This is a genomic window from Streptomyces sp. NRRL F-2580 (assembly GCF_000720115.1).
Classification (GTDB): Bacteria; Actinomycetota; Actinomycetes; order Streptomycetales; family Streptomycetaceae; genus Streptomyces.
The window spans coordinates 120,960-145,665 of the sequence record NZ_JOIR01000008.1 but is presented as its reverse complement, the minus strand read 5'-3'; the positions used below and the strand labels follow the sequence as shown (position 1 = coordinate 145,665).

Sequence of the window (24,706 nt, the reverse complement as noted above, 5' to 3'; positions counted from 1 at the left end):
ACCACGAGTCCGGGAGGACGGTCAATCGATCACCACGGTCGGTGTCGCCGAGGGGGCGGGCAGCCGGGACGGGGGTGCGCCCGCCCGGACCGTGTCCGCCGCCTCGTACAGCTCCGCCGGGCGGACCCCCGCGAAGGTCGCCGCCAGGTGCCCGTCCGGCCGTACGAGCAGCACGGTGTGGGCCGGCGCCCCCGGGTAGGAGTCCGCGACGAGCAGGTCGGTGCGGACCGGGAGGGCGCTCACCGCCGCGGCGAGGCGGGGCATCAGTCCGGCACCGAGCCAGTGGCGCCGGTCCCAGACCCCGGTGCCCGGGGCGACCAGGACCACCAGCAGCCGCCCCTGCCCCAGCAGGTCCCGCAGCGGCACCGTCGACCCGTCGGGCGCGGTCACCGGCACGTTCGCCACCGGACCGCCCGGTTCCGTGGCCGTCGGCACCTCGCGTACGGCGACCGGCGGGGCGTACGCCGGCTCCGCGCCCAGCGGCCCGCGCCCGAGGTGGCCGTCGGTGAGGAGGGATTCGGCGGAGCGTGCGGCTCCGGGCAGGTAGGTGCGCAGAGCGCCGCCGGCCCGCAGCGTCGGCATCGCCTGGTCGGCCGCGCGCAGCCGGGAGGCGACCGCGGTGCGCCGCTCGCCCTCGTAGCTGTCGAGCAGCGCCTCGGACGCTCCCTGGTGCCAGGCCAGGGACAGCTTCCACGCGAGGTTCTCGGCGTCCCGGAGCCCCTCCTCGACCCCCTGGGTGCCGAGCGCGCCCAGCAGGTGCGCGGCGTCGCCGGCGAGGAAGGCGCGACCGTCGCGCCAGCGCCGGGCGAGGCGGTGGTGCAGGGTGTGGACCCCGGTGTCGATGAGGTCGTACGGGGGAGTGCTGCCGCCGCACCACACCGCGAGGGTGTCCCGGATCAGGGTCACCACCAAGTCGGGGGTCACCAGCTCCCCGCGGGCGGGCAGCAGCCAGTCCAGCCGCCACACCCCGTCGGGCAGCGGCCGGGAGGTGACCTCCTGCGGCGGACTGCGGTGCAGCAAGGCCTCGCCCGGCCAGGGGAGTTCGGTGCGCAGGGCGGCCACGGCGTGCCGCTCGACCGCGGTGCGGCCGGGGAAACGGATGCCGAGCAGCTTGCGCACGGTGGAGCGGGCACCGTCGCAACCGACGAGGTAACTCCCGCGCCACCACGTGGCCTCGGCGCCCCGGGTGTGGGCGGTGACGCCGTGGCCGTCCTGTTCCAGGGCGTCCAGACGGCTCTCGGTGACCAGCTGGACCAGCGGGTGGGCCGAGGCGGCGTCGCGCAGCCCGCGCGTCAGCGCGTGCTGAGGCACGTGCAGGGGCGCCGGGTGCTCCTCGAAGGTGATCCGCTGGGTGTCGCGGCCGCGCCGCATGGTGCGCCAGGCGGCGAAGTACGCCCCCTCGTCGCGCAACGTCCTACAGCCCAGCCGGTGCGCCATGGCCGCGGTGTCGGCGTGCAGGACGACCGTGCGGGCCGGGCGCGGCTCCTCCTTGCCGGGCCCCTCGTCGAGTACGACGGAGGGCACGCCCGCGCCCGCCAGGGCGAGGGACAGGGACAGCCCGACGGGCCCCGCGCCGACGACGATCACCGGGTCCATGATGTGGCTCCCGATGTCCGGTATGTGATCACAGAACGTATGCAACCCACTGGAGGTGCCTGCGTCAAGTGCCCCCATCGGGACAACGCAGTGTGGTGCGACGGATGAGCTCCGCCGCACCACACAGGCTACGCACTCTGGCTGACCGTATGTCAGACCGGGGGTCGTCCGGAGGGGGCTCCGGCGTCAGGCTCCGGCCGCCGTGTTCGCGCCGGGGACCGCGTCGTCGATCTCCTCCGCGCCGAGCACGGCGCCGGTGCCCTTCTTCGACTTCCGCAGCCGGCCTTCCAGCTGGGAGGCGAAGGTGGTGAGGACGAAGTTCACCACGATGTAGATCAGGGCGATCACGAGCAGGGTGGCGATGGTGTTGCTGTAGTTGGCCGAGATCTGCCGGTACGTCGACATCAGCTCGGCGAGGCCGAGCAGGGCGCCGCCGAGGGCGGTGTCCTTCAGGATCACCACGAGCTGGCTCACCAGGGCCGGCAGCATCGCGGTGACGGCCTGCGGGATCAGCACATGGACCATGGTCTGGCCCTTGCGCATGCCGATGGCCTTGGCCGCGTCGGTCTGGCCCCTGGGCAGGGAGAGCACGCCCGCCCGGACGATCTCGCCGATGACGGCCGAGTTGTAGAGGGCCAGGCCCGTGACCACGGCCCAGAAGGGCCGGGTGTCGGAGGGAACGTCCAAGAACCGCGGGGCCATCAGCGCGTTGCCGAACAGCATCAGCATCAGTACCGGGATGGCGCGGAAGAACTCAACCCACGCGGCGACCGGCCCCCGAACCCACGCGTGGTCCGACAGTCGGCCGATGCCCAGCAGCGCGCCCAACGGGAGGGCGATCATCATGGCGAGCGCGCCGGCCTTGAGGGTCTCCAGCAGGCCGGGGATCAGGAAGGTGGTCCAGACCTGGCTGTCGGTGACGAAGGGGGTCCACTTGTCGGCTTCGAGCTGGTTCTTCTCGCCCATGAGGGAGAGCACCCACCACAGGACGAGCCCGAACAGCACGACGAAGATGCCGCTGTAGATCCAGTTGCGCGCCTTGGCCTTGGGGCCCGGGGCGTCGTACAGCACGGAGGTCATCGCTTCACCGCCACTCGCTTGGAAACCCAGCCCAGCAGCAGACCGGTGGGCAGGGTCAGCAGGACGAAGCCGAGGGCGAAGACCCCGAAGACGGCGAAGAGCGCGTCCGCCTCGTTCTCGATCATTTCCTTCATCAGCAGGGCCGCTTCGGCCACGCCGATGGTCGCCGCCACCGTGGTGTTCTTGGTGAGGGCGATCAGCACGTTGGTGAGCGGTGCGACAACCGCCCGGAAGGCCTGGGGGAGCACGATCAGGCGGAGTACCTGGAAGAAGCTCAGCCCCAGTGCGCGGGCCGCCTCGGCCTGGCCGACGGGCACGGTGTTGATGCCGGAGCGCAGGGCCTCGCAGACGAAGGTGCCGGTGTAGGCGATCAGTCCGAGGACCGCGAGCCGGAAGCCGGTCTCCTTGGACGTGTCGCCGCCCAGGTTGATGCCGAGGGTCTGATACAGGCCCAGCGAGCAGCCGAGGATCAGCACGGTCAGCGGCGTGTTGCGCACCAGGTGGACGTACGCGGTGCCGAAGCCCCGCAGCAGCGGGACCGGGCTGACCCGCATCCCCGCCAGGACGGTGCCCCAGATCAGGGACCCGACCGCCGAGTAGAGGGTGAGCTGAACCGTCACCCAGAAGGCTCCGAGCACGTCGTACTGCCCGGAATCAAGAAAATCGAACACGATGCCCTGCGCTCTCCCCAGGATGGCCGGTGAGGTGCGCCGTCGCCCGCGGCAGGCGGGCGGCGACGCCCCTCACCGATGAATCAGCTGCCTTCGGTGATCTGCGGGGCAGGCTCACTCTTGAAGTTGGCCGGCCCGAGGTTCTTGTCCACGGCCTTCTGCCAGCTGCCGTCCTCGACCATCTTCTTGAGCGCGGCGTTGATCTTGGTCTGGAGCTCCTTGTCGCCCTTCTTCAGACCGATGCCGTAGTTCTCGTTGCTCATGCTCAGGCCGGCGAGCTTGAACTTGCCCTTGTTCTTCTCCTGCGCGGCGTAACCGGCCAGGATCGAGTTGTCCGTGGTCAGTGCGTCCACGGCCTTGTTCTCCAGGCCGGTGAGGCAGTCGGAGTAGCCCGGGTATTCCTGCAGGTCGGCCTCGGGGGCCAGGGTCTTCTTGATGTTCTGCGCCGACGTCGAGCCGGTGACCGAGCAGAGCTTCTTCTTGTTCAGGTCCTCGACCTTGGTGATGCTCGTGTCGTCGGCGCGGACCAGCAGGTCCTGGTGCGCGAGGAAGTACGGGCCGGCGAAGTCGACCTTCTCCTTGCGCTTGTCGTTGATCGAGTAGGTCGCGACGATGAACTTCACGTCGCCGTTGGCGAGCAGGTTCTCGCGCTCGGCGCTCACGGCCTGCTTGAACTCGATCTGGTTCGGCTCGTAGCCGAGCTCCTTGGCCACGTACGTGGCGACGTCGACGTCGAAGCCGGTGTACTTGCCGTCCGGGGTCTTCAGACCGAGACCGGGCTGGTCGTACTTGATGCCGACGACGATCTTGTCCTTCGCGCCACCGGACGCACCGCCGTCACTGGCGGCGTCCTGCTTGCTGCCGCCACAGGCGGTCGCGGTCAGGGCAAGGGCTACGGCGACGGCCGCGGCCGCAGCGGCCTTGGAGATCTTCATGGTGAACTTCCCTCGGATGAGACGTTGTTGAACGACGAGCGACGCTTACGGCGTACGCGCGGCCGACAGGAGCCGATCCGGCGGCGATCCGCATACGGATGACTACCAGACGAGAACCTCAGTGGTGCAGGATCTTCGACAGGAAGTCCTTGGCGCGGTCACTGCGCGGGTTGCTGAAGAACTGCTCGGGGGTGGCCTCTTCGACGATCTTTCCGTCGGCCATGAAGACGACCCGGTTGGCGGCGGAGCGGGCGAAGCCCATCTCGTGCGTGACGACCACCATGGTCATCCCCTCACGGGCGAGCTGCTGCATGACCTCCAGCACCTCGTTGATCATCTCCGGGTCGAGGGCCGAGGTCGGCTCGTCGAACAGCATGACCTTCGGCTCCATGGCCAGCGCCCGGGCGATCGCCACGCGCTGCTGCTGGCCGCCGGAGAGCTGCGCCGGGTACTTGTCGGCCTGCGAGCCGACGCCCACCCGGTCCAGCAGGGCCACCGCCTTCTCGCGCGCCGCGGCCGCGTCGGTCTTGCGGACCTTGACCTGGCCCAGCATGACGTTCTCCAGCACCGTCTTGTGCGCGAAGAGGTTGAACGACTGGAAGACCATGCCGACGTCGGCGCGCAGCCGGGCCAGCTCCTTGCCCTCCGAGGGCAGTTCCTTGCCGTCGAGCGTGATGGTGCCCGAGTCGATGGTCTCCAGCCGGTTGATCGTCCGGCACAGCGTGGACTTGCCCGATCCCGAGGGACCGATCACGACGACGACCTCACCGCGGGCAATGCTCAGATCGATGTCCTGAAGCACGTGCAGCGCGCCGAAGTGCTTGTTGACGTTGCTCAGTACGACCAGGTCGTCCGCGGCACCGGCCGCGTCCTGCACGTCCTTGGTCACTGATACTCCGCTCATCGGCTTCTTGCTCCGTCCTCCTCGGTTGGGAGGACAGTAGTGACGTCACGTCCACAACGTCATCACATCTGAGGGAGAATTGAGCATAACGATCCGGCTTCCCCCGGATACGCTCCGTGCGCGACACCGGCGCGGCCGAATGCGGCGCGTACCGGGTGCGTAACGGAAGGCGCGCCGTGCCGGAACCCTCTTGACGTGGGACTCAGCATCGGCGTGTATGCATGATGGCCACCTTGCGGCCATCCGTGTGACCATGCCCGGGGAAAGCCCGTGAGTGAGAATAAGGAGAGGGGGACGACATGAGACTGCTGCTCGTCGAGGACGACGATCACGTCGCCGCCGCCCTGTCCGCGATCCTCGCCCGGCACGGCTTCCAGGTCACCCACGCCCGCAACGGCGAGGAGGCCCTGCAGGCGCTGCTGTCCGCCGGCGCCCTGCCCGGCGCCTCTCCCTACGGGGTGATCCTGCTCGACCTCGGTCTGCCCGACCAGGACGGGTACGAGGTGTGCGGCAAGATCCGCAAGCGCACCGCCACCCCCGTCATCATGGTGACCGCGCGCGCCGACGTACGTTCCCGCATCCACGGGCTGAACATGGGCGCCGACGACTACGTCGTCAAGCCCTACGACACCGGCGAGCTCCTCGCCCGCATCCACGCCGTCGCCCGCCGCACCGGCGCCTCCGAGGAGGCAGCGGCCACCGGGACCGGTACGCCCGCCACGGTCCGGCTCGGTCCCGTCAGCATCGAGCTGCCCAACCGCCGGGTCAGCGTGGACGGCGCCGACGTACCGCTCACCCGCAAGGAGTTCGACCTGCTGGCCCTGCTCGCGCAGCGGCCCGGCGTCGTCTTCCGCCGCGAACAGATCATCAGCGAGGTGTGGCGCACCAGCTGGGAGGGGACCGGGCGCACCCTGGAGGTCCATGTCGCCTCGCTGCGCTCCAAGCTGCGCATGCCCGCCCTCATCGAAACCGTCCGGGGGGTGGGCTACCGGCTCGTCACGCCGTCCGCCCCGTCCGCCCCGTCCGCCCCGTCCGCCCCGTCCGCCCCCTAGGGGTCTCCTGCCGTGCGCGCCCGATTGCTCCCGCTGCTCGTCATCCTGATGGCGGGCACGCTGCTCGCGCTGGGCTTCCCGCTCGCGGTGAGCCTGGCCGCCGGACAGCAGCAGCGGGTGGTGGTCGACCGCATCGACGACAGCGCCCGGTTCGCCGCCCTCGCCCAGCTCGTCATCGACGCCCAGGGCTCCGGATCCACCGGCGCCGACGCGCGCCGCGAGACCCTCCAGCTCGAACTCGCCCGCTACCAGGAGCTGTACGGCATCCGCGTCGGCATCTTCTACCGCGATGACAACGACATGGCCCGCTCACCCAGTTGGTGGCAGCTCCCCGAATCCGGCGAGGGCCGCCGTGCCTTCGAGGAAGCCCTCGCCGGCCGGCGCAGCCACGACCCGCCGCAGGTGTGGCCCTGGCAGACCCACGGCAGACTGCTCGTCGTCTCCCCGGTCGTCCTCGACGGCGACGTGGTCGCGGTCGTCGCCACCGACTCGCCGACCGACCTGATGCGCGGCCGGATCCTGCGGGGCTGGCTGCTCATCGCGGGCGGGCTCGCCGCCGCCATGCTGGTCGCCTTCGGCGCCGCCCTGCGGCTCACCAGCTGGGTGCTCAAGCCCGTGCAGACCCTGGACGCGGCCGCCCACGGCATCGCCACCGGACGCATGAACTCGCGCGTCGCGGCCGCGGGCGGGCCCCCGGAACTCCAACGCCTGGCCCGTTCGTTCAACGAGATGGCCGACAACGTCGAAGAGGTACTGGAGCAGCAGCGGGCGTTCGTCGCCGACGCCTCCCACCAGCTGCGCAACCCGCTCGCGGCACTGCTCCTGCGGATCGAGCTGCTCGCCCTCGAACTGCCCGAGGGGAACGAGGAGATCGCCTCCGTACGCACCGAGGGCAAACGCCTGACCCAGGTGCTGGACGACCTCCTGGACTTGGCGCTGGCCGAGCACGCCTCCGCCGAGATCAGCCTCACCGACATCGGGGCGCTGGCCGCGGAGCGGGTCGCCGCGTGGCGCCCGTACGCCGAGGAGAAGGGCGTACGGCTCACCGAGACGGGCCGGTCCGCGGTCACCGGCTGGGCCGACCCCATCGCCCTGTCCAGCGCGCTCGACGCCGTCATCGACAACGCCCTCAAGTTCACCCCTGAGGGTGAGGAGGTCGAGGTGTCGGTCGCCGCCGAGGGCCGCGTCGCCCGCGTGGTCGTCGCCGACCGCGGCCCCGGCCTCACCGAGGAGGAGCTGCTCCGCGTCGGCGACCGCTTCTGGCGCAGCGGACGCCACCAGAACATCAAGGGCTCCGGGCTCGGCCTGTCGATCTCCCGCGCGCTGCTCGCCGCGGGCGGCGGGTCCCTCTCCTACGGGACGAACCCGCCGCACGGGCTGCGGGTGACCGTGTCCGTGCCGCGCACCGGTCCCCACGGCTCCTGAGCCGCTACCAGGTGAGGGTGGTGCGGGCCGGGGTCGAGGCCGCGTACAGCTCGTCCACGGCCCGGACCTCCAAGACGGCCGCGCGCTCCCGTCCGGCCCGCGGGACGGCCGGGAGGTAGAGGGCGGTGCCGCAGGTACCGCCGAGGAAGCGGCGGGTGCCGTCGGGCAGGAGGCGCGACACCTCGTAGTGGCGCGGCCGGCGTTCCCCGCCGGCCGCCGCGCGCCAGGACAGGCGGAGCCGGGCCCCGCCGTCCTGCCGGGCCGAGGCGTCGATTTTTAGCGCGGTGGGCGCGGCCGGGCGCCGGGTGCGGGGGCCGTCGTGGACCGACAGGGCGCCGAGCCGCCACACCACCGGCACCGTGTCGAGCGCGGTGATCCGTACCGCCAGGGCGTACGCGGTGCTCCCCGCCAGGGAGCCGAGCGCGGCCCGCGCCGGGCGCCAGCCCCGCCCGCGGTCCGTGCTCCCGGCGGGCAGCCACGTGTACGGGACCGGCTCGCCGGGGGCGGCGGGCTCGCGGGTGGCCACGCCGACCTCCACCACCACCGGCCCCGACCCGCCGGCGTGCACCAGCTCCAGGACGCTCCCGCGGGTCAGCGGCAGCCGCGTGGAGTGCAGTCCGACGACCACCGGAGCGGTCAGGGCGCCCGTGACCAGCAGGCTGGAGCCGCCGCGCCAGGCGTCCGCGAAGTCCAGGGTGACGGAGGGGCGTTCGCCGGCGGTGTCCACCGCCCAGCGGCGGCCCGGGAGCCGGTCCTGGAGCCCGAGGTGGTTCCAGGGCGTGTCGGAGACGGCCGTGCCGTTCTCGTACCAGCGCAGCCCGTGCCCGGTGTTGAACGAGCAGGCGAAGGGGAGCCCGTTGAGCGTGGACCGGTCGGCGACGGCCGTGGCCGGGGCCCGCCAGCCGGACCCGGAGCCGGACCCGGACCCGGACCCGGACCCGGACTCCGGTGCGGGCCGGGCGGGGTCCAGGGACTCGCCCGTCCAGAACCGGTCGTCGGCGAGGTGGAACGCACCGGGGGAGCGGTCGGCGAGGTGGTTGCGGGTCCACTCGGGCCGGTAGAAGCCGTAGCTGACGACGTGCTCGCGGTCGCGCGGGATGATCGCGTCCCACGGGACGGCGGAGTCCCAGCCACGGGACTCCGTGTCCACGGCCGCCCACAGCTCGTGGCGGGAACGGCCCAGCCGCTCGGCGAGCGCTCCCGACGCGGCCAGGCTCTGCGCGGTCCAGCGGAAGTCCACGAACATCGTGTCCGCGACCCTCCCGGCCCGGTCCTCGAAGAACTCCTGGTTGAGCTGGTTGAGGGCGCCCTGCCAGCCCACCCGGCCGGTGGCGTTCATGGCGTCGTACCAGGTGATGCGCAGCCTGTACGGCTCGCCCGCGGCCCGCAGGGCCCGCAGGAACTCCCGCATCCGCGTCGCGAGCGCACTGTCGCCGCCGTCCGTCTCGGCGTTCACGAACCAGCCGTCGAAGCCGTACGTCCGCGCCACCTCGACGAGCTTGTCCGCGAGCGGGAAGCGGCCGAGGGCGTCCCGCTGCACCAGGTCGCGGGTCCACTGGAGATCGCCGCCGTAGGCGACGGGCGGCAGGAACACGTTGCCGAGCACCCGGACCCCGTTGCGGTGGGCGGCGTCGACCACGGGGGCGTTCGGGGCGAGCACGATGCCCTCGCCGGCCGAGCCGCCCCAGAACACCAGCTCGTCGATGTACGCCCAGTGCGTGAGCGCGTAGTAGTCCGCGGTCGGGGAGCCCTGGGAAGGGTTGCCGGCGGTGGGCCCGAACGAGACGAGGGAGGAGATCCGGGCCTGGCCGGCCCGGGCGTCCCGGTGCGCGGGCACCGGGGTGAACCGCTGAGCCAGGGGCACGGTCGCGGTGTTGTGGGCCAGGTCGGGATCACCCTCCGGGCTCCACCGCAGGAGCGAGCGCCACACGATCCCGGGGCCCGGGCTGCCCGCCGGGAGGGAGTCCGGGAACCAGTACGAGGCGTACGGGGCCAGGTCGGCCGGGGCCGGCGCGGCGGGGGCGGGCGCCGGCGCGGCGGAGGCGTACGGGGCCTGGCCCGAGGCTCCCAGCAGGGCTGCGGCCCCGGCTCCGGCGGCCAGCACCACGCGCCGGGTCGGCCGTAAGGGAGCCGCCGGGGTACGACGTGCGACGCCGCTGTCGGTGACGCGGGTCTCGCCGGTCACTCGGGTCACGTGGTTTTCGCGGTTCTCGCGGTTCTCGCGGTTCTCGCGGTTCTCGTCGGGCGTGCCGGTCTCGTCGGTCTCGTCCGTCCGGGCCATGCGGGGCTCCTCACGAGGATCGGATCGGTCAGGTCACGTCGCGCACGCGCAGCACCTCCGTGATGCCGCGCGCCGACAGGTGGGCCGGGTCCTCGGCGCGCTCCGCCAGGACCACCGCGGGGCGCACCCCCCGGGCCGTCAGCACGGCCCACGCTTCGAAGAACGCGCCGCCCGGGGCGCACACGGACCGGTCGGGAGCCTCGTGCTCCCCTCCGACGTCCACGGCGAGCGCGGTCGAGCGCACCGGCGGGCGGTGCGCGCGGCCCCGCCACTCCCGGGCGATGCGGGCCACGGCGGCGCCGGCCGGTTTGGTCCGGCGGTCGTTGGTGAGCAGACCGAGCCCGTACTCCAGCTCCGGGAAGTCCGCGAGCTCGCGGGACACGTCGTGCGAGCACCACCAGGTCACGCCCCACAGGTCCGGGCAGTCCAGGGCGTTCGTGACGGTGGCCTCGGTGAACCGCGCCGCGTGCTCCGGCCGGATCAGCGGCGCCGGGGCGCCCACCTCCTGGAGCCACACCGGGCGGTGCGGGTCGAGGGCCCAGGCCTTGGAGAGCTCGATGAGGTACGCGGCGTGCTGCTCGGTCGCCGTCCCGCGCCCGCCGTGGCGCTGCGCGGTGCCGTTGAACACCCAGGAGTGCACGGCGGTGGCGGCGCCCAGCCGGGCCGCCTGGGCCGGGGTGAAGGGGTGCCCGTCCTGGTACCAGGCGGCGTCGTACTCGGCGTGCAGGTGCAGCCGTCCGGGCGCGCCCCGCTCGCAGGCGGCGAGCATCCGCTCCAGCCAGCGGGCGGCCTGGTCCCGGGTGATGCGGTCGGGGTCGGGGTGCGGGGCGTCGGAGAACTGGTTGATCTCGTTGCCCACGGTCATGCCCAGGAAGTTCGGCCGGTCGGCGAGCGCGGCGGCCAGTGTGCGCAGGTACTCCTGCTGCCCGGCGACCACGTCCGGGTCCGTGAACAGGTTGCGCCGGTGCCAGGTCCGCGTCCAGGCGGGCAGGAAGTCGAAGCTCGACAAGTGGCCCTGCAGCCCGTCCACGTTGACTTCGAGCCCGCGTTCGGCGGCTGCGTCCGCGAGCGCGACGAGCTGCTCGACGGCGCGCGGCCGGATCAGCGTCCGGTTCGGCTGGAAGACCGGCCACAGCGGGAAGACGCGGACGTGGTCCAGCCCGAGCGCGGCGATCGAGTCGAGGTCGGCCCTGACCTCGTCGAGGTCGAAGTCCAGCCAGTGGTGGAACCAGCCTCGGGCCGGCGTGTAGTTGGCGCCGAAGCGGAGCGCGCGATCGGGCACGAGGCGTCCTGGAGTTCTGGAGGAATTCACCGGGTGGGCCACAACCTGCCGGTGCGGATGGGGAAAGTCAACAGGGCCTCCGCCCCGGCAACTTATGCGCTTCAGCCCAGTTGACACACGGGCTCTGTTCGCTGGAACCTGGCGGAACTAATGCGGTTTAGCTACGGCGGATCGCAGGGAGGTGCGTGGAAATGGACAGCGGCATTTCGGTCACGACGGTCACCACTGCGGCCCTCTTGGCCGGGCCGCCGGAAACGCCCGCGCAGGTGGTGCGCGCGAGGATCCGGAGGGAGCGTCCGGCCGGCCCGCTGTACGTCACTACGCCGTGTCCCCGTACGGGACCTGGCAGTTGACGGCGCCCGCGGCCCTGCCCCTGCACGTACCGCCGGACGGGCCGGCCGAGGTGGGGTTCGAGCTGCGGCCGCCGCTCGACACCCCTCCCGGGGAGTACTGGATCGCGGTCAAGGCCGCCTGCCAGGGCAGGATCGCGTACGGTCCGGCCATTGCCCTCCGTATTCCGCCACGCGTGACGCACCCGAAGGACGAATGAGGCAGGCCATGGCCCGCAGACCCACGATCAAGGACATCGCCCGGCAGGCCGGGGTGTCGGAGAGCGCCGTGTCGTTCGCGCTCAACGACCGGCCCGGCGTCTCGCAGGACACCCGGGCCCGGATCCGCCGCGTCGCCGAGGAACTCGGCTGGCAGCCCAACAGCGCCGCCCGCGCCCTCTCCGGCGAACGGTCCGGCGCCGTCGGGCTGGTCCTCGCCCGGCCCGCGCACACGCTCGGCGTCGAGTCCTTCTTCCTCCAGCTCGTCTCCGGCATCCAGGAGGTCCTCTCCGCCGCCCGGACCGCCCTGCTGTTCCAGGTCGTCGAGGACATCGAGGCCGAATGCGCGGTCTACCGGCGCTGGTGGGCCGAGCGGAGGGTCGACGGGGTCCTCGTCGTCGACCCGCGCATGCGGGATCCGCGCCCGGCGCTCCTCGCGCAGCTGGGCCTGCCCGCGGTCACCATCGGCGAGCCGGAGCCGGAGCCGGAGCCGGAGCCGGAGCCCGCGGTGGTCCCCGCGCCCGCAGTGGTCTCGGCGGTCCGGGCCGACGACGCCGGGGCCATGGCCCAGGTCCTGGACCACCTCCACGGGCTGGGCCACCGCCGGATCGTCCACATCGCGGGGCTCCCCGGCCTCGCCCACACGGTCCGCCGGATGGACTCCCTGCGGACGGAGGCCGCGCGCCGCGGGCTCGGCCCGGACCAAGTGCGCTCGGTGGTCACCGACTACTCCGACGCCGAGGGGGCCGCCGCCACCCGCCGGGTCCTCGCCGAGCTCCGGCCGCCCACCGCGCTCGTCTACGACAACGACGTGATGGCCGTCGCCGGGAGCGCGGTCGCCGCCGAGCTGGGCATCCCCGTCCCGCGCCGGCTGTCCATCGTGGCCTGGGACGACTCCGCGCTCTGCCGGGTCACCCACCCCCGGCTCACCGCCCTCGTGCGCGACACCGCAGGCTTCGGCCGGCTCGCCGCCGAGGAACTCCTCGCCGTCCTCGCGGGCGGCCCGCCCGGGGTCCGGATCAGCGAGCAGCCGCGACTGGAGCCTCGCGAGAGCACGGCGCCGCCCCCGGCGCATACTGAATCCTGAACCCTTCCTGGAGCCGCCACCGTGATCACCCCCACCGCCCCCTTCCCCGCACCGCGCGCCGCCGCCGCGGCGGCCGCCGGCCTGACGGTGGCGATCGACATCGGCGGTACGAAGATCGCCGGTGCGCTGGTGCACCCCGACGGCACGATGACCGCCACCACCCGCCGGGCGACCCCGCGCGGCGTGGACGCGGAGGGGGTCATGGCGGCGGTGACCGAGGTCGTCGCCGACCTGTCCGGCTCCCCGCTGTGGACCTCGGCCGTCCGCTGCGGCATCGGCAGCGCCGGCCCGGTGGACACCTCCCGGGGCACGGTCAGCCCGGTGAACATCGGGGCGTGGCGCGAGTTCCCGGTCCAGGCCCGGGTCGCGGCGGAGCTCGCGGCGCGCGGGGCCGAGCTGCCGACCGTACTGGCCGGGGACGGCGTGGCGATGACCGCCGCCGAGCACTGGCTGGGCGCGGCCCGGGGCCACGCGAACGCGCTCTGCATGGTGGTCTCCACGGGCGTGGGCGGCGGCCTCATCCTGAACAACCAGCTGCACCCCGGCCCCACGGGCAACGCGGGGCACATCGGCCACATCAGCGTGGCCTTCGACGGCGAGCCGTGCGTCTGCGGCAGCCGCGGCTGCGTCGAGTCGATCGCGTCCGGCACGGCGATCGCCCGCTGGGCCCGGGAGCAGGGCTGGACCCCGGCCGGAGCCGTGAACGGCGGGACCGGAGCGGACAGCGGGAGCACGGCGGACCAGGCGGACCCCGCGAACGGCGCGGGGAGCGCGCGGGACGCCTCGGCCGCCGGCGTGGCCGCGGCCGCCGCCGCGGGCGACCCGATCGCCCTGGCCGCCTTCGACCGCGCGGGCCGTGCGCTGGCCGCCGCCGTCGCCGCCACCGCGACCCTCGTCGAAACGGACATCGCCGTCATCGGCGGCGGGGTCGCCGCCTCCGGCGACATCCTCTTCGCCCCGATCCGCACCCACCTCGCGGCCTACGCCACGCTCTCCTTCGTCAAGGAACTCCGGGTGGTCCCGGCGACCCTGGGCACGCACGCGGGCCTGATCGGCGCGGCCGCCGCGGCGATGATGCTGCTGCCGTCGCCGCCGTCCTCGTAGGACCTCGGCTCGGCCTCCGGCTCGGCCTCCGGCTCGGCCTCGTAGGGCTCGTAGGGGACCTCAGGGCTTGACCGACCGGTAGTACCGGCCCGCCCCCTCGTGCAGGTCCAGGGGATCGGTGTAGATCGCCGTCCGCAGGTCCACCAGCTGCGCCGCGTGCACCTCGCGCCCGACGAGGTCGCGGCCGAGGATCACCGTCCGCGTCAGCTGCTCCGTCAGCTTCGGGTCCGTCTCCGCCGTGGTCACCAGCAGGTTCGGCACGGCCAGGGTCGTCACCGCACTGGTGTTGCGCGCCCGCGCGTACGCGTCCTGCGGCATGACCGCCGTCCGGTAGTAGCGCGCCGGACTGCCGCTGCCCTGCAACTGCTCCACCAGGTCGCCGAGCTGCACGAGCCGGATCTGGTACCGCTCCGACAGCTCGCGCACCGCGTTCGTCGGCAGGCCGCCGGACCAGAAGAAGGCGTCGATCCGGCCCGCCTCCAACTCGGCCGGCATGGTGTCGATCCCTATGGACACCGGCGTGATGTCCAGCACCGGGTCCAGCCCGGCCGCCTTCAGGAGCCGCTCCGAGACGAGCCGCACCCCGGACCCCGGCTGGCCGATCGCGACCCGCTTGCCCTTCAGGTCCCGGGCCGACTGCACCGCGGAATCGGCCGGCACCACCAGCTGCACGTAGTCGTCGTAGAGCCGGGCGACCCCGCGCAGCAGGTCCGCGCGCGGCTTCCCGTCGAGCTGGTACTTGGCGACCGCGTCCGCGGTCGCCACCGTGAAGTCCGCCTCACCGGAGGCCACCCGCTTCAGGTTCTCCTGTGAGCCCTCGCTGGTCTCCAGATGGACGTCCACGCCGGGCGCGTCCCGCGCGAGCGCCTGCTGCAGCAGCTGCCCGTACCGGTGGTAGACGCCGGTCCGGGCGCCCGTGCTGAAGGTCAGCTCGCCGTGCAGCTCCGGTTCCCCGAAGGGCTTCAACCACCAGGTGAGGACCCCGAGCACGGCCAGTACGGCCACCAGGACCCGCAGGGCGTGGCGCCTGCTGATCCGGGGCGGTACGAGAGGCATGGCGCGATCCTGCCACCCGACCGCCCTCCTGTCACGGCGCGGGCCGTCCGGGGGCCTCCGCGCGCAGCCGTCCCAGCAGCCTGCGGGCGGCGGGTCCGGCCGGCCCGGCCGTGCGCCAGGCCAGCGCCACCCGCCCGTTCAGCGCCGGCTCGGTGATCCGCAGCGCGCACAGTCCGCCGCCGGCCCGTGAGCCCGCGCCGGACTCCGCCCCGGACGGCACCACGGCCACCCCCAGCCCCCGCGCGGCCAGCCGGACCAGCACCGTGGGCGCCGCCGCCTCGAACTCCACCCGCGGCGCGAACCCCGCCTCCGCGCACGCCCGCTCCAGCACCCCGCGCAGTCCCGTCCCGCGCGGCAGGCTGATCAGCGCCCGCTCGCGCAGCGCCGCCAGCGGGATCCCGCCGTACACGGACTGGGCCAGGAGGGGATCGTCCGCCCGGACCGCCGCCACCAGGGGTTCGTCGAGCAGCACCTGGCAGGAGATCCCCGGAGGCGGCTCCCCGCCGAGGCCGACCACCGCCAGGTCCAGCTCCCCGCGCAGCAGGGCGGCCAGCATCCGCTCCGAGGTGTCCTCGGACAGCGCGATCTCCACCCGGGGGTGCTCGTCGTGGAAGTTCCCGAGCGTCTCCACCACGTCGAACCCGTCCATCGCCGCCCCGGCCGCGCCCGGGATCAGCCCGAGGGCCACCCGCCCGCGCAGCAGCCCGGAGAACTCCTCGGCCGTCCGCCGCACCCCCTCCACCGCCGCGAGCGCGGCCCGCGCGTACGAGAGGACGGCCTCGCCCGTCTCGGTCGGCGTGACCCGCCGCCCGGACCGGTCGAGCAGCCGCTGCCCCAGCTCCCGTTCCAGCCGGCGTATCTGTGCGCTCACCCCCGGCTGGGAGACGTGCAGCCGCGTTCCGGCCCGGGTGAAGCTGCCCTCCTCCACCACCGCCACGAAATAGCGCAGCTGAGCCAATTCCATAACCGCTGATTCTAGATCGCAGAAGAACCCGCTCTTGGACTTATGCGGGGCGGCGGCCGAGCCTGGTTCCATGAGCCGATCAACACCGCAACCCGCGCCCGGCCCCGCCTCCCACCCCGTGAGCCGATCCGTGAGCCGCCGTACGATCGCCGCGGCCGTCGCCGCCGAACGCCGCGAGCTGGCCGACGTACTCGACGCCCTCGCCCCGGCCCAATGGGACGTCCCGTCCCTCTGCGGCGGCTGGCGCGTCCGGGAGGTCGCCGCCCACATGTCGCTCGGGTTCCGCACCTCCCTCCCCGGCTTCGCCGCCGAGCTGCTGCGGGCCCGCGGGAACCTGCACCGGATGACCGACCGCACCGCGCGCCGCGACGCCGCCGCCTTCGGCCCGCGCGAGCTCGCCGCGCTGCTCCGCGAGAACGCCGGCCACCCCTGGAAGCCCCCCGCCGCCGGCCCCACCGGGGCCCTCGCCCACGACGTGGTCCACGGCCTCGACATCACCACCGCACTCGGCCACCCGCGCCGCGTCCCCGAGGACCGGCTGCGGCTCCTCCTCGACGCCGTCACCCCCCGCACCCTGCGCTTCTTCGGCGCGGACCTGACCGGCCTCCGGCTGTGCGCCGACGACCTCGACTGGTCCCACGGAAACGGAACGCCCCTCTACGGGAACGCCCAGGACCTGCTGCTGCTCCTCTTCGGCCGCCGGCTCCCCGAGGGCCGGCTGCACGGGGGACCGGAGGGCTCCCGGGTACCGCCTACCCTTGTTGCATGACCAGCAGCGACCGGAGCCAGGCAGTGGACGAGAAGCGAAGCTACGAGGTGCGCACCTACGGGTGCCAGATGAACGTGCACGACTCCGAGCGGCTTTCCGGTCTGCTGGAGGACGCCGGCTACGTCAGGGCGCCCGAGGGCTCCGACGGCGACGCCGACGTCGTGGTCTTCAACACCTGCGCGGTCCGCGAGAACGCCGACAACAAGCTGTACGGCAACCTCGGCCGGCTGGCCCCGATGAAGACCAAGCGCCCCGGCATGCAGATCGCGGTCGGCGGCTGCCTCGCGCAGAAGGACCGCGACACGATCGTCAAGAAGGCCCCGTGGGTCGACGTCGTCTTCGGTACGCACAACATCGGCAAGCTCCCCGTGCTGCTGGAGCGCGCCCGCATCCAGGAAGAGGCGCAGGTCGAGATCGCCGAGTCGCTGGAGGCGTTCCCCTCCACGCTCCCGACCCGCCGCGAGTCCGCGTACGCCGCCTGGGTCTCGATCTCCGTCGGCTGCAACAACACCTGCACCTTCTGCATCGTCCCGGCGCTGCGCGGCAAGGAGGAGGACCGCCGGCCCGGCGACATCCTCGCCGAGGTGGAGGCCTTGGTCGCCGAGGGCGTCTCGGAGATCACCCTGCTCGGACAGAACGTGAACGCCTACGGCTCCGACCTGGGCGACCGCGAGGCCTTCAGCAAGCTGCTGCGCGCCTGCGGCCAGATCCAGGGCCTGGAGCGGGTCCGCTTCACCTCCCCGCACCCGCGCGACTTCACGGACGACGTGATCGCGGCGATGGCCGAGACGCCGAACGTGATGCCGCAGCTGCACATGCCGCTGCAGTCCGGCTCGGACCCGATCCTCAAGGCGATGCGCCGCTCGTACCGGCAGGAGCGGTTCCTCGGCATCATCGAGAAGGTCCGCGCCGCGATCCCGCACGCCGCGATCTCCACCGACATCATCGTGGGCTTCCCCGGTGAGACGGAGGAGGACTTCCAGCAGACCATGCACACCGTGCGCGAGGCCCGCTTCGCGAACGCCTTCACCTTCCAGTACTCCAAGCGGCCCGGCACCCCCGCCGCCGACATGGACGGGCAGATCCCCAAGGAGGTCGTGCAGGACCGCTACATGCGCCTGGTCGCCCTCCAGGAGGAGATCTCCTGGGAGGAGAACAAGAAGCAGGTCGGCCGCACCCTGGAGGTCATGGTCGCGGAGGGCGAGGGCCGCAAGGACGGCGCCACCCACCGCCTGTCGGGCCGCGCCCCCGACAACCGCCTGGTCCACTTCACGAAGCCGGAGGCGGAGGTCCGCCCGGGCGACGTGGTCACCGTGGACATCACCTACGCGGCCCCGCACCACCTGCTGGCCGAGGGCCCGACGCTCACCGTGCGCCGCACCCGCGCCGGCGACGCCTGGGAGAAGCGCAACGCCGCCCCGGCCCAGCCCGCGGGCGTCATGCTCGGCATCCCGACCCTCGGCGTCCCGGCCCCCCTCCCGGCCACCACCTCGGGCTGCGCGGTGGCTGATTCCAGCCCCGCCGGCGTCTGAGGCGCGGGGGTCCCCCGGACGGAGTCCGGGGGAGGGTCCGGGGCGGAGAGCCCCGGGCTTGAATGCGCGCGGGCGGCGGCGCCCAAGCCGCACGGCCGCCCGCCCGAGCCGCGCTGGCGTTAGGCTGCGGATCATGCTCGTAGCCGCCGCCGTCTGTCCCGCCCCGCCGCTGCTCGTGCCGGAGGTCGCCGCGGGGGCCGCCGCCGAACTCGGCGACGCCCGCACCGCCTGCTCCGACGCCCTGGCGGTGCTCGCCGCCTCCCGGCCCGACCTGCTGGTCGTGGTCGGGGCCGCCGCCGAGGGCGGCGCGTACGACCAGGGCACCCCCGGCGGCTTCGCCGGGTTCGGCGTGGACCTGACCGTCACCCTGGGCCCCAACCTGGGCGAACCGCCGAGCGACCACGCCACCGGGGACACCCTGCCGGCTTCCCTCGCGGTGGCCGGCTGGCTGCTCGGCCAGGCCCGCTGGGCGGCCGCCCCGGTCGCCGGTGTTGCCGTCGCCGCGGACCTCGCCCCGAGCGGCTGCGGCCTGCTCGGCGCGGACCTGGGCGCCTCCGCCGAACGCGTGGCCATGCTGGTCCTCGGGGACGGCAGCGCCTGCCGGACCCTCAAGGCCCCCGGTTACCTCGACGAGCGCGCCGCCGCCTTCGACGCGGCCGCCGCCCGCGCCCTGGGCGCCGCCGACGCGGCCGCCCTCGCCGCCCTCGACGCCGAACTCGCGGCCGAACTCCAAGCCGCCGGCCGGGCCCCCTGGCAGGTGCTGGCCGGCGCCGCCGAGGGCGCCGGCCTCGAAGGCCGGCTGCTGTACGAGGACGCGCCGTACGGGGTCGGGTACTTCGTCGCCGCCTGGTCGTAGGCGCGTACCGGCCGCGCGCACGCACCGGCCGTAGGCCCGGAAAACGGCGAAGGGGCGCGGGACCGGCAGTAGCTGCTGGTCCCGCGCCCCTTCCGGGACCGCGTCAGGAGGTGGCCGGCGGCGTCGTACCGCCGGGGGTGTCCTTGTGTGCGATCTTGCCCAGGGCGTCCTTCGCCTTGCCCGTACCGCTCGTGATCCGGTCGCTGTACTTGCCGTGGGTCTTGGAGTCCACGACCTTGGCCACCTTGTCCAGGCCCTCGGCGATCTTGCCCTCGTTCTTCTGGGCGAGGTCGCCGACCTTGTCCTTCGCCGGACCGAGCTTGGCCTTCAGATTGTCCAGCAGGCCCATGGGTCACCTTCCGTTGGCGGTCGCTACGTGCGGGCGCCCTCGCCGGCTTCGCTGTCCGCGGCCACCTCGGCCGACTGTTGCTTCGGGATCTCCACGGCTTCCACCGCCGGAGCCTCCGCAACCGCCGGCTCGGCCTCGGCCTCTTCGGCCGCACCGGACTCCACCGTCACGGCCTCGGCAGCGACCTCCTCGGTCGCGACCTCGTCCTTACGACGAAAAAACCAGTCAAAAACGCCCATGTCTCCTCCTATAACGTTACTCGTGTGAGTGAGGTTCCGCCGCGTACCGAACCGGCCTCCGCAAGGCGTACGCCGGGCATGTGCAAGGGGTACGCACGGCGCACACCGGGCCGGAACCTCGCCAGGGCAACGACCCCACCCCCGCTCCGTCACGTAACTCGATCGGGTACATGGCCGCGTCTTGACCAGGGGCTGAGAGACTGGGGCGGTGAGGAAAGCAGCCCCCGCCCCGCGGGTCATCGCCGTCGTCGGTCCCACCGCGGCAGGAAAGTCCGACCTGGGCGTCGCCCTGGCCCGCCAATTCGACGGCGAAGTCGTCAACGCCGACTCCATGCAGCTGTACCGGGGGATGGACATCGGCACCGCCAAGCTGACGACCGAGGAGCGAGGCGGGGTCCCGCACCACCTCCTCGACATCTGGGACGTCACCGACACCGCGAACGTGGCCGAGTACCAGCGCCTGGCCCGCGTGGAGATCGACAAACTGCTCGCCGAGGGCCGTACGCCCGTGGTCGTCGGCGGCTCCGGTCTGTACGTCCGCGGCGCCCTGGACGTCATGGAGTTCCCCGGCACCGACCCCGAGGTCCGCGCCCGGCTGGAGGACGAGCTCACGCTGCGCGGCTCCGGAGCCCTGCACGCCCGGCTCGCCGCCGCCGACCCGGCCGCCGCCCAGGCCATCCTGCCCAGCAACGGCCGCCGCATCGTGCGCGCGCTGGAGGTCATCGAGATCACCGGACGCCCGTTCACGGCCAACCTGCCCGGTCACGAGTCCGTCTACGACACCGTGCAGATCGGCGTCGACGTCGCCCGGCCGGAGCTCGACGAGCGGATCGCGCTGCGCGTGGACCGGATGTGGGAGGCCGGCCTGGTGGACGAGGTCCGCGCGCTGGAGGCCCGCGGGCTGCGCGACGGAATCACCGCTTCCAGGGCGCTCGGCTACCAGCAGGTACTCGCCGCGCTTGCCGGGGAGTGCACCGAGGACGAGGCCAGGGCGGAGACCGTCCGGGCGACCAAGCGGTTCGCCCGCCGCCAGGACTCCTGGTTCCGCCGCGACCCGCGCGTGCACTGGCTCAGCGGAGCCGCCGCCGACCGGGGGGAACTCCCCGGACTCGCGCAGTCGTTGGTCGAACGAGCGGTCACAGCCTGATCACGTGATGGCATCGGGACGCCCCGGGCGCCGGTTGCGGGGCCGGGGGCGTGCCATCATCAAACTCCTGCGGGTGCGGTCACCTGCGGTGAATGGCGGCGCACTGAGTCCGAGTGGGGAGGGCGCGTGGCGATGGAGGCCGGCCCTCGCGACACCGGGCGGGACGACACCCGGCGGGAAGCGGATCCGACGCTTCTCGACGGCACGGACGGGCCCGCGGGCCTCGGGCTGCCCGCGAACCCCGCGCGGCTGACCCCCGACGGCCCGGACGCCCCGGACACCGCCGAGGCCGAGGCGGCCGCCGTCCCCGAGTTCGAGGTCGAGCTGCGCCCGCAGCGCCGCCTGCGCCTGTGGCAGATCGCCCCCATCGCGGTGCTCGCCGCCGCCGGTTCCCTGATGTTCGCCTTCCCGCTCGCGTTCGAATTCGGCGACGGCGGAGCCGTGGTCGCCATGCTCGGCTTCCTGCTCAGCTGCTGCGCCGGAGGCTGGGGGATGATGGCCGCCCGAAGGGTCGGCTACACCTGGCCCGGGCTCCCGGCCCGGGGGAGCGGCCGCCGCCCCGACTGGCGCATGGCCGCGCTGTACGCCGTGATCGCGCTGGCCGTCGTGTCCCTCGCCGTGTACCGGGTCGCCCGGCTCCGCTGACCGGACCTCCCGCACGGGTCCGCGTACTGGACCGCGCGGCGCCGCTGAGCCGCGCCTCGCTACCATGGGCGGGTGACTCAGCGCACCCTCTCCTTCCTCAAGGGCCACGGCACCGAGAACGACTTCGTGATCGTCCCGGACCCGGACAACGCCGTCGAGCTGCCCGCGTCCGCGGTCGCGAGGCTGTGCGACCGGCGGGCCGGGATCGGCGCGGACGGTGTCCTGCACGTCGTCCGGTCCGCCGCGCACCCGGAGGCGGCGCACCTCGCCGACGAGGCGGAGTGGTTCATGGACTACCGCAACAGCGACGGATCCATCGCCGAGATGTGCGGCAACGGCGTGCGCGTCTTCGCCCGCTACCTCCAGTACGCCGGCCACGTCGAGCCCGGGGACCTGGCGATCGCCACCCGCGGCGGGATCAAGCGGGTCCACCTCGACAAGACCGGCGACGTCACCGTCTCCATGGGCCGCGCGGCACTTCCCGAGGGCGAGGTGACGGTCAGCGTCGGCTCCCGGAGCTGGCCCGCGCGCAACGTGAACATGGGGAACCCGCACGCCGTGGCCTTCGTTGAAAGCCTCGACGACGCCGGGACCCTCTACACCGCCCCGCCCTTCAGCCCGGAGTCCGCGTACCCGACGGGCGTCAATGTCGAGTTCGTCGTCGACCGCGGCCCCCGCCACGTCGCCATGCGCGTCCACGAGCGCGGCTCCGGCGAGACCCGCTCCTGCGGCACCGGCGCCTGCGCCGTCGCCGTGGCCACCATCCGCCGCGACGGCGTCGACCCGGCCGTCACCGGCGCACCGGTCACGTACACCGTCGACCTCCCGGGCGGAACCCTGCTCATCACCGAACACCCCGACGGGCAGATCGACATGACCGGACCGGCCGTGATCGTGGCCACGGGCGAGTTCGACGAGGCCTGGCTCACCGAAACGGCTTTCGCCTGAAGCTTCCCTCTAATGGGTGATCCGTTTCACGCTGAGCGAGAGGTGGACTGCGCCACGTGGTGGGGTCGGTAACATCAGGCACCGGCCCTGAGGGCTCACCCCATGCCCGCCACCGCCGGTCGAAGCCGCCGGAGGTGCCCATGAGTGCAGAGGCCACGAACCCCGAAGCACACCCCGAAGCGCGCCCTGAGCTCCGCAGACGGGGCCGGACCAGGCTCGATCTGCGCCGGCTCGGGCGCGCGGCCCTGCTCGGGCCGACGTCCCGGGACCGGCTCCCGGACGCGATCGGCCACGTCGCCGAGGCACATCGCGCCCACCACCCGGACGCCGATTTGTCCATTCTGCGCCGCGCGTATCTCCTCGCGGAGACCTCGCACCGCGGTCAGATGCGAAAAAGTGGTGAGCCGTACATCACACATCCGCTCGCCGTCACCCTGATCCTCGCCGAACTCGGCGCCGAGACCACCACTCTGACGGCCTCTCTGCTCCACGACACCGTCGAGGACACCGAGGTGACCCTCGATCAGGTCCGCGCGGAGTTCGGCGACGAGGTCTGCTTCATCGTCGACGGCGTCACCAAGGTCGAGAAGATCGACTACGGCGCCGCCGCCGAGCCCGAGACCTTCCGCAAGATGCTCGTCGCCACCGGCAACGACGTCCGCGTCATGTCCATCAAACTCGCCGACCGGCTGCACAACATGCGCACCCTCGGCGTGATGCGCCCCGAGAAACAGGCCCGCATCGCCAAGGTCACCCGCGACGTCCTCATCCCGCTCGCCGAACGGCTCGGCGTCCAGGCCCTGAAGACCGAGCTGGAAGACCTCGTCTTCGCGATCCTGCACCCCGAGGAGTACGAGAGCACCCGCGCGCTCATCGCGGCCCATGCCGGGGAACGCGACCCGCTGCCCGGCATCGCCGACTCCGTACGCGCCGTCCTGCGCGACGCCGGCATCGCCGCCGAGGTACAGGTCAGGCCACGACACTTCGTCTCGGTGCACCGGATCGCCCGGACGCGCGGCGAGCTGCGCGGCTCCGACTTCGGCCGCATCCTCGTCCTCGTCGGCGAGAACGCCGACTGCTACGCGGTCCTGGGCGAGCTGCACACCTGCTTCACCCCGGTCGTCTCGGAGTTCAAGGACTTCATCGCCACCCCGAAGTTCAACCTCTACCAGTCGCTGCACACCGCCGTCGCCACGCCCGAGGGCTACGTGGCCGAGGTCATCGTGCGGACCCGGCAGATGCACCGCGTCGCCGAGGCCGGCGTGGTGGCCCTCGGCAACCCGTACGCCACCGCGACGCCCGACGCCGCCGCCGACCCCGACGAGGAGCGCGCGGACCCCACGCGGCCCGGCTGGCTGTCCCGCCTGCTCGACTGGCAGCAGTCCGCACCCGACCCCGACACCTTCTGGAGCGTGCTGCGCGCGGAGCTGGCCCAGGACCGGGAGATCACCGTCTTCCGGGCCGACGGGGGCACGCTGGGCCTGCCGGCCGGGGCCAGCTGTATCGACGCCGCCTACGCCCAGCACGGCGAGGCGGCCCACGGCTGTATCGGCGCCCGCGTGAACGGGCGCCTCGCCTCCCTGTCCTCCCCGCTGTCCGACGGGGACACCGTGCAGCTGCTGCTCGCGCAGGACGCCTCCTCGGGCCCGGCCGCCGAATGGCTGGACCACGCGCGGACCCCGGCCGCCCGGATCGCCATCAGCAGCTGGCTCGAATCCCATCCCGACCGGGCGATGTCCACCACCTCGGCCGCGCGGGCGCCGCTGTCGGTGGTCGGCGCCCGGGGCGGCGGGGGCAACGCCGTCGCCGACCTGCCGGACGCCACCGTGCGGCTGGCGGGATGCTGCACCCCGGTGCCGCCCGACGCCGTCGCCGGTTTCCTGGTCCGCGGCGGGGCCGTCACCGTGCACCGCATCCACTGCGCGGCGGTGGCGCAGATGCGCGCCGTGGGGCGCACCTCCGTCGCCGTGCACTGGCGGGCCACGGCCGACTGCCGGGTCACCCTGCTCGCTGAATCGTTCGGGCGCCCGCACCTGCTGGCCGACCTCACCGAGGCCATCGCCCGTGAGGGGGTCGAGGTCGTCTCCGCGACCGTGGAACCCCCGGTCGAGCAGCGGGTCCGGCACAGCTACACCCTCCAGCTGCCGGACGCGACCGGCCTGCCCGCGCTGATGCGTGCGATGCGGGACGTGCCGGGCGTGTACGACGTCAGCCGGGCGTAGGCCGGGACGGCACG

23 protein-coding genes are annotated in these 24,706 nt (G+C 73.2%); 12 read left to right on the top strand and 11 right to left on the bottom strand.

From position 1 onward, the window contains the following. Positions 1–21 precede the first annotated feature (21 nt). The 5 genes from IF88_RS0110715 to IF88_RS0110695 form a co-directional block, all read right to left on the bottom strand. Positions 22–1,596, bottom strand: coding sequence for an FAD-dependent monooxygenase (locus tag IF88_RS0110715; protein ID WP_030709698.1), 1,575 nt, complete (start codon positions 1,594–1,596; stop codon positions 22–24). A gap of 186 nt (positions 1,597–1,782) precedes the next feature. Then, positions 1,783–2,676: an amino acid ABC transporter permease gene (locus IF88_RS0110710; RefSeq protein WP_037805659.1), complete on the bottom strand. Its 894-nt coding sequence runs from the start codon at positions 2,674–2,676 to the stop codon at positions 1,783–1,785. Then, a complete protein-coding gene (locus IF88_RS0110705) occupies positions 2,673–3,347 on the bottom strand; it encodes an amino acid ABC transporter permease (RefSeq protein ID WP_030709694.1) in 675 nt (224 codons plus the stop codon). The genes IF88_RS0110710 and IF88_RS0110705 overlap by 4 nt, the downstream gene beginning before the upstream one ends. A gap of 83 nt (positions 3,348–3,430) precedes the next feature. After that, positions 3,431–4,282 (bottom strand): glutamate ABC transporter substrate-binding protein, encoded by an 852-nt coding sequence (locus IF88_RS0110700; RefSeq protein WP_030709692.1) that lies wholly within the window; start codon positions 4,280–4,282, stop codon positions 3,431–3,433. A gap of 118 nt (positions 4,283–4,400) precedes the next feature. Further along, positions 4,401–5,186 carry an amino acid ABC transporter ATP-binding protein gene (locus IF88_RS0110695; protein ID WP_030709690.1) on the bottom strand — a complete coding sequence of 262 codons (786 nt, stop codon included), beginning with the start codon at positions 5,184–5,186 and terminating at the stop codon, positions 4,401–4,403. Between the two features lie 299 nt (positions 5,187–5,485). Between IF88_RS0110695 and IF88_RS0110690 the strand changes: the two genes are divergently transcribed. Together IF88_RS0110690 and IF88_RS0110685 are read left to right on the top strand one after the other, a co-directional pair. Next, the gene (locus IF88_RS0110690; RefSeq protein ID WP_030709688.1) at positions 5,486–6,238 is read left to right on the top strand and encodes a response regulator transcription factor; all 753 of its coding nucleotides are present in this window, start codon (positions 5,486–5,488) and stop codon (positions 6,236–6,238) included. A 12-nt stretch (positions 6,239–6,250) separates the two neighbouring features. After that, positions 6,251–7,663, top strand: a complete 1,413-nt coding sequence (locus tag IF88_RS0110685) for a sensor histidine kinase (protein ID WP_030709686.1) — start codon at positions 6,251–6,253, stop codon at positions 7,661–7,663. Between the two features lie 4 nt (positions 7,664–7,667). On the opposite strand, the gene IF88_RS0110680 is transcribed toward IF88_RS0110685, so the two are convergent. Both IF88_RS0110680 and IF88_RS0110675 read right to left on the bottom strand, forming a co-directional pair. Beyond that, positions 7,668–9,944: an endo-beta-N-acetylglucosaminidase gene (locus tag IF88_RS0110680; RefSeq protein ID WP_078892821.1), complete on the bottom strand. Its 2,277-nt coding sequence runs from the start codon at positions 9,942–9,944 to the stop codon at positions 7,668–7,670. A gap of 28 nt (positions 9,945–9,972) precedes the next feature. Further along, positions 9,973–11,226 (bottom strand): glycoside hydrolase 5 family protein, encoded by a 1,254-nt coding sequence (locus IF88_RS0110675; protein WP_030709682.1) that lies wholly within the window; start codon positions 11,224–11,226, stop codon positions 9,973–9,975. Between the two features lie 325 nt (positions 11,227–11,551). On the opposite strand from IF88_RS0110675, the gene IF88_RS0110670 reads away from it, so the two are divergent. The 3 genes from IF88_RS0110670 to IF88_RS0110660 are packed head-to-tail and all read left to right on the top strand — an operon-like array spanning position 11,552 to position 13,965. Continuing rightward, on the top strand, positions 11,552–11,776 hold the full coding sequence (locus tag IF88_RS0110670; protein ID WP_030709680.1) for a hypothetical protein: 225 nt from the start codon (positions 11,552–11,554) through the stop codon (positions 11,774–11,776). Between the two features lie 8 nt (positions 11,777–11,784). Further along, positions 11,785–12,861, top strand: a complete 1,077-nt coding sequence (locus tag IF88_RS0110665) for a LacI family DNA-binding transcriptional regulator (protein ID WP_199808056.1) — start codon at positions 11,785–11,787, stop codon at positions 12,859–12,861. Between the two features lie 21 nt (positions 12,862–12,882). Continuing rightward, positions 12,883–13,965, top strand: coding sequence for an ROK family protein (locus tag IF88_RS0110660; RefSeq protein ID WP_420710934.1), 1,083 nt, complete (start codon positions 12,883–12,885; stop codon positions 13,963–13,965). Between the two features lie 60 nt (positions 13,966–14,025). Here IF88_RS0110660 and IF88_RS0110655 read toward each other — a convergent pair whose 3' ends face one another. Together IF88_RS0110655 and IF88_RS0110650 are read right to left on the bottom strand one after the other, a co-directional pair. Continuing rightward, positions 14,026–15,021 (bottom strand): TAXI family TRAP transporter solute-binding subunit, encoded by a 996-nt coding sequence (locus tag IF88_RS0110655; protein ID WP_030709672.1) that lies wholly within the window; start codon positions 15,019–15,021, stop codon positions 14,026–14,028. Positions 15,022–15,052: 31 nt separating this feature from the next. Further along, positions 15,053–15,985, bottom strand: coding sequence for a LysR family transcriptional regulator (locus tag IF88_RS0110650; protein WP_030709670.1), 933 nt, complete (start codon positions 15,983–15,985; stop codon positions 15,053–15,055). 130 nt (positions 15,986–16,115) lie between these two features. Between IF88_RS0110650 and IF88_RS0110645 the strand changes: the two genes are divergently transcribed. The 3 genes from IF88_RS0110645 to IF88_RS0110635 all read left to right on the top strand — a co-directional run bounded on the left by IF88_RS0110645 (position 16,116) and on the right by IF88_RS0110635 (position 19,142). Then, complete coding sequence (locus IF88_RS0110645) at positions 16,116–16,754, top strand: maleylpyruvate isomerase family mycothiol-dependent enzyme (protein WP_030709669.1); 639 nt, start codon at positions 16,116–16,118, stop codon at positions 16,752–16,754. Further along, positions 16,751–18,286 (top strand): tRNA (N6-isopentenyl adenosine(37)-C2)-methylthiotransferase MiaB, encoded by a 1,536-nt coding sequence (gene miaB, locus IF88_RS0110640; RefSeq protein WP_030709667.1) that lies wholly within the window; start codon positions 16,751–16,753, stop codon positions 18,284–18,286. The genes IF88_RS0110645 and miaB overlap by 4 nt, the downstream gene beginning before the upstream one ends. A 133-nt stretch (positions 18,287–18,419) precedes the next feature. Next, a complete protein-coding gene (locus IF88_RS0110635) occupies positions 18,420–19,142 on the top strand; it encodes a hypothetical protein (protein WP_030709666.1) in 723 nt (240 codons plus the stop codon). 103 nt (positions 19,143–19,245) lie between these two features. Here the strand turns inward: IF88_RS0110635 and IF88_RS0110630 are convergent, their stop codons facing one another. Both IF88_RS0110630 and IF88_RS0110625 read right to left on the bottom strand, forming a co-directional pair. Next, positions 19,246–19,491, bottom strand: coding sequence for an antitoxin (locus tag IF88_RS0110630; RefSeq protein ID WP_030709664.1), 246 nt, complete (start codon positions 19,489–19,491; stop codon positions 19,246–19,248). A gap of 23 nt (positions 19,492–19,514) precedes the next feature. Then, positions 19,515–19,730, bottom strand: coding sequence for a hypothetical protein (locus tag IF88_RS0110625; protein ID WP_030709662.1), 216 nt, complete (start codon positions 19,728–19,730; stop codon positions 19,515–19,517). A gap of 208 nt (positions 19,731–19,938) precedes the next feature. Here IF88_RS0110625 and miaA point away from each other — a divergent pair, with 208 nt between their 5' ends. From miaA to IF88_RS0110605, 4 genes are all read left to right on the top strand, one after another. Then, positions 19,939–20,877 carry a tRNA (adenosine(37)-N6)-dimethylallyltransferase MiaA gene (gene miaA, locus IF88_RS0110620; RefSeq protein WP_030709660.1) on the top strand — a complete coding sequence of 313 codons (939 nt, stop codon included), beginning with the start codon at positions 19,939–19,941 and terminating at the stop codon, positions 20,875–20,877. 126 nt (positions 20,878–21,003) lie between these two features. After that, the gene (locus IF88_RS0110615) at positions 21,004–21,522 is read left to right on the top strand and encodes a hypothetical protein (RefSeq protein ID WP_037805656.1); all 519 of its coding nucleotides are present in this window, start codon (positions 21,004–21,006) and stop codon (positions 21,520–21,522) included. Positions 21,523–21,594: 72 nt separating this feature from the next. Beyond that, positions 21,595–22,470, top strand: coding sequence for a diaminopimelate epimerase (dapF, locus tag IF88_RS0110610; protein ID WP_030709656.1), 876 nt, complete (start codon positions 21,595–21,597; stop codon positions 22,468–22,470). Between the two features lie 140 nt (positions 22,471–22,610). After that, entirely contained in the window at positions 22,611–24,692 is a 2,082-nt protein-coding gene (locus tag IF88_RS0110605) for a RelA/SpoT family protein (protein ID WP_030709654.1), read from the top strand. Positions 24,693–24,706: the final 14 nt, after the last annotated feature.

What these genes read in the sequence shown, in the direction of transcription:
- IF88_RS0110715 (WP_030709698.1), bottom strand. Translation starts at nt 1,596, where the DNA reads ATGGACCCGGTGATCGTCGTCGGCGCGGGGCCCGTCGGGCTGTCCCTG.
- IF88_RS0110710 (WP_037805659.1), bottom strand. Translation starts at nt 2,676, where the DNA reads ATGACCTCCGTGCTGTACGACGCCCCGGGCCCCAAGGCCAAGGCGCGC.
- IF88_RS0110700 (WP_030709692.1), bottom strand. Translation starts at nt 4,282, where the DNA reads ATGAAGATCTCCAAGGCCGCTGCGGCCGCGGCCGTCGCCGTAGCCCTT.
- IF88_RS0110695 (WP_030709690.1), bottom strand. Translation starts at nt 5,186, where the DNA reads ATGAGCGGAGTATCAGTGACCAAGGACGTGCAGGACGCGGCCGGTGCC.
- IF88_RS0110690 (WP_030709688.1), top strand. Translation starts at nt 5,486, where the DNA reads ATGAGACTGCTGCTCGTCGAGGACGACGATCACGTCGCCGCCGCCCTG.
- IF88_RS0110680 (WP_078892821.1), bottom strand. Translation starts at nt 9,944, where the DNA reads ATGGCCCGGACGGACGAGACCGACGAGACCGGCACGCCCGACGAGAAC.
- IF88_RS0110665 (WP_199808056.1), top strand. Translation starts at nt 11,785, where the DNA reads ATGGCCCGCAGACCCACGATCAAGGACATCGCCCGGCAGGCCGGGGTG.
- IF88_RS0110655 (WP_030709672.1), bottom strand. Translation starts at nt 15,021, where the DNA reads ATGCCTCTCGTACCGCCCCGGATCAGCAGGCGCCACGCCCTGCGGGTC.
- IF88_RS0110650 (WP_030709670.1), bottom strand. Translation starts at nt 15,985, where the DNA reads ATGGAATTGGCTCAGCTGCGCTATTTCGTGGCGGTGGTGGAGGAGGGC.
- miaB (WP_030709667.1), top strand. Translation starts at nt 16,751, where the DNA reads ATGACCAGCAGCGACCGGAGCCAGGCAGTGGACGAGAAGCGAAGCTAC.
- IF88_RS0110635 (WP_030709666.1), top strand. Translation starts at nt 18,420, where the DNA reads ATGCTCGTAGCCGCCGCCGTCTGTCCCGCCCCGCCGCTGCTCGTGCCG.
- IF88_RS0110630 (WP_030709664.1), bottom strand. Translation starts at nt 19,491, where the DNA reads ATGGGCCTGCTGGACAATCTGAAGGCCAAGCTCGGTCCGGCGAAGGAC.
- IF88_RS0110625 (WP_030709662.1), bottom strand. Translation starts at nt 19,730, where the DNA reads ATGGGCGTTTTTGACTGGTTTTTTCGTCGTAAGGACGAGGTCGCGACC.
- IF88_RS0110605 (WP_030709654.1), top strand. Translation starts at nt 22,611, where the DNA reads ATGAGTGCAGAGGCCACGAACCCCGAAGCACACCCCGAAGCGCGCCCT.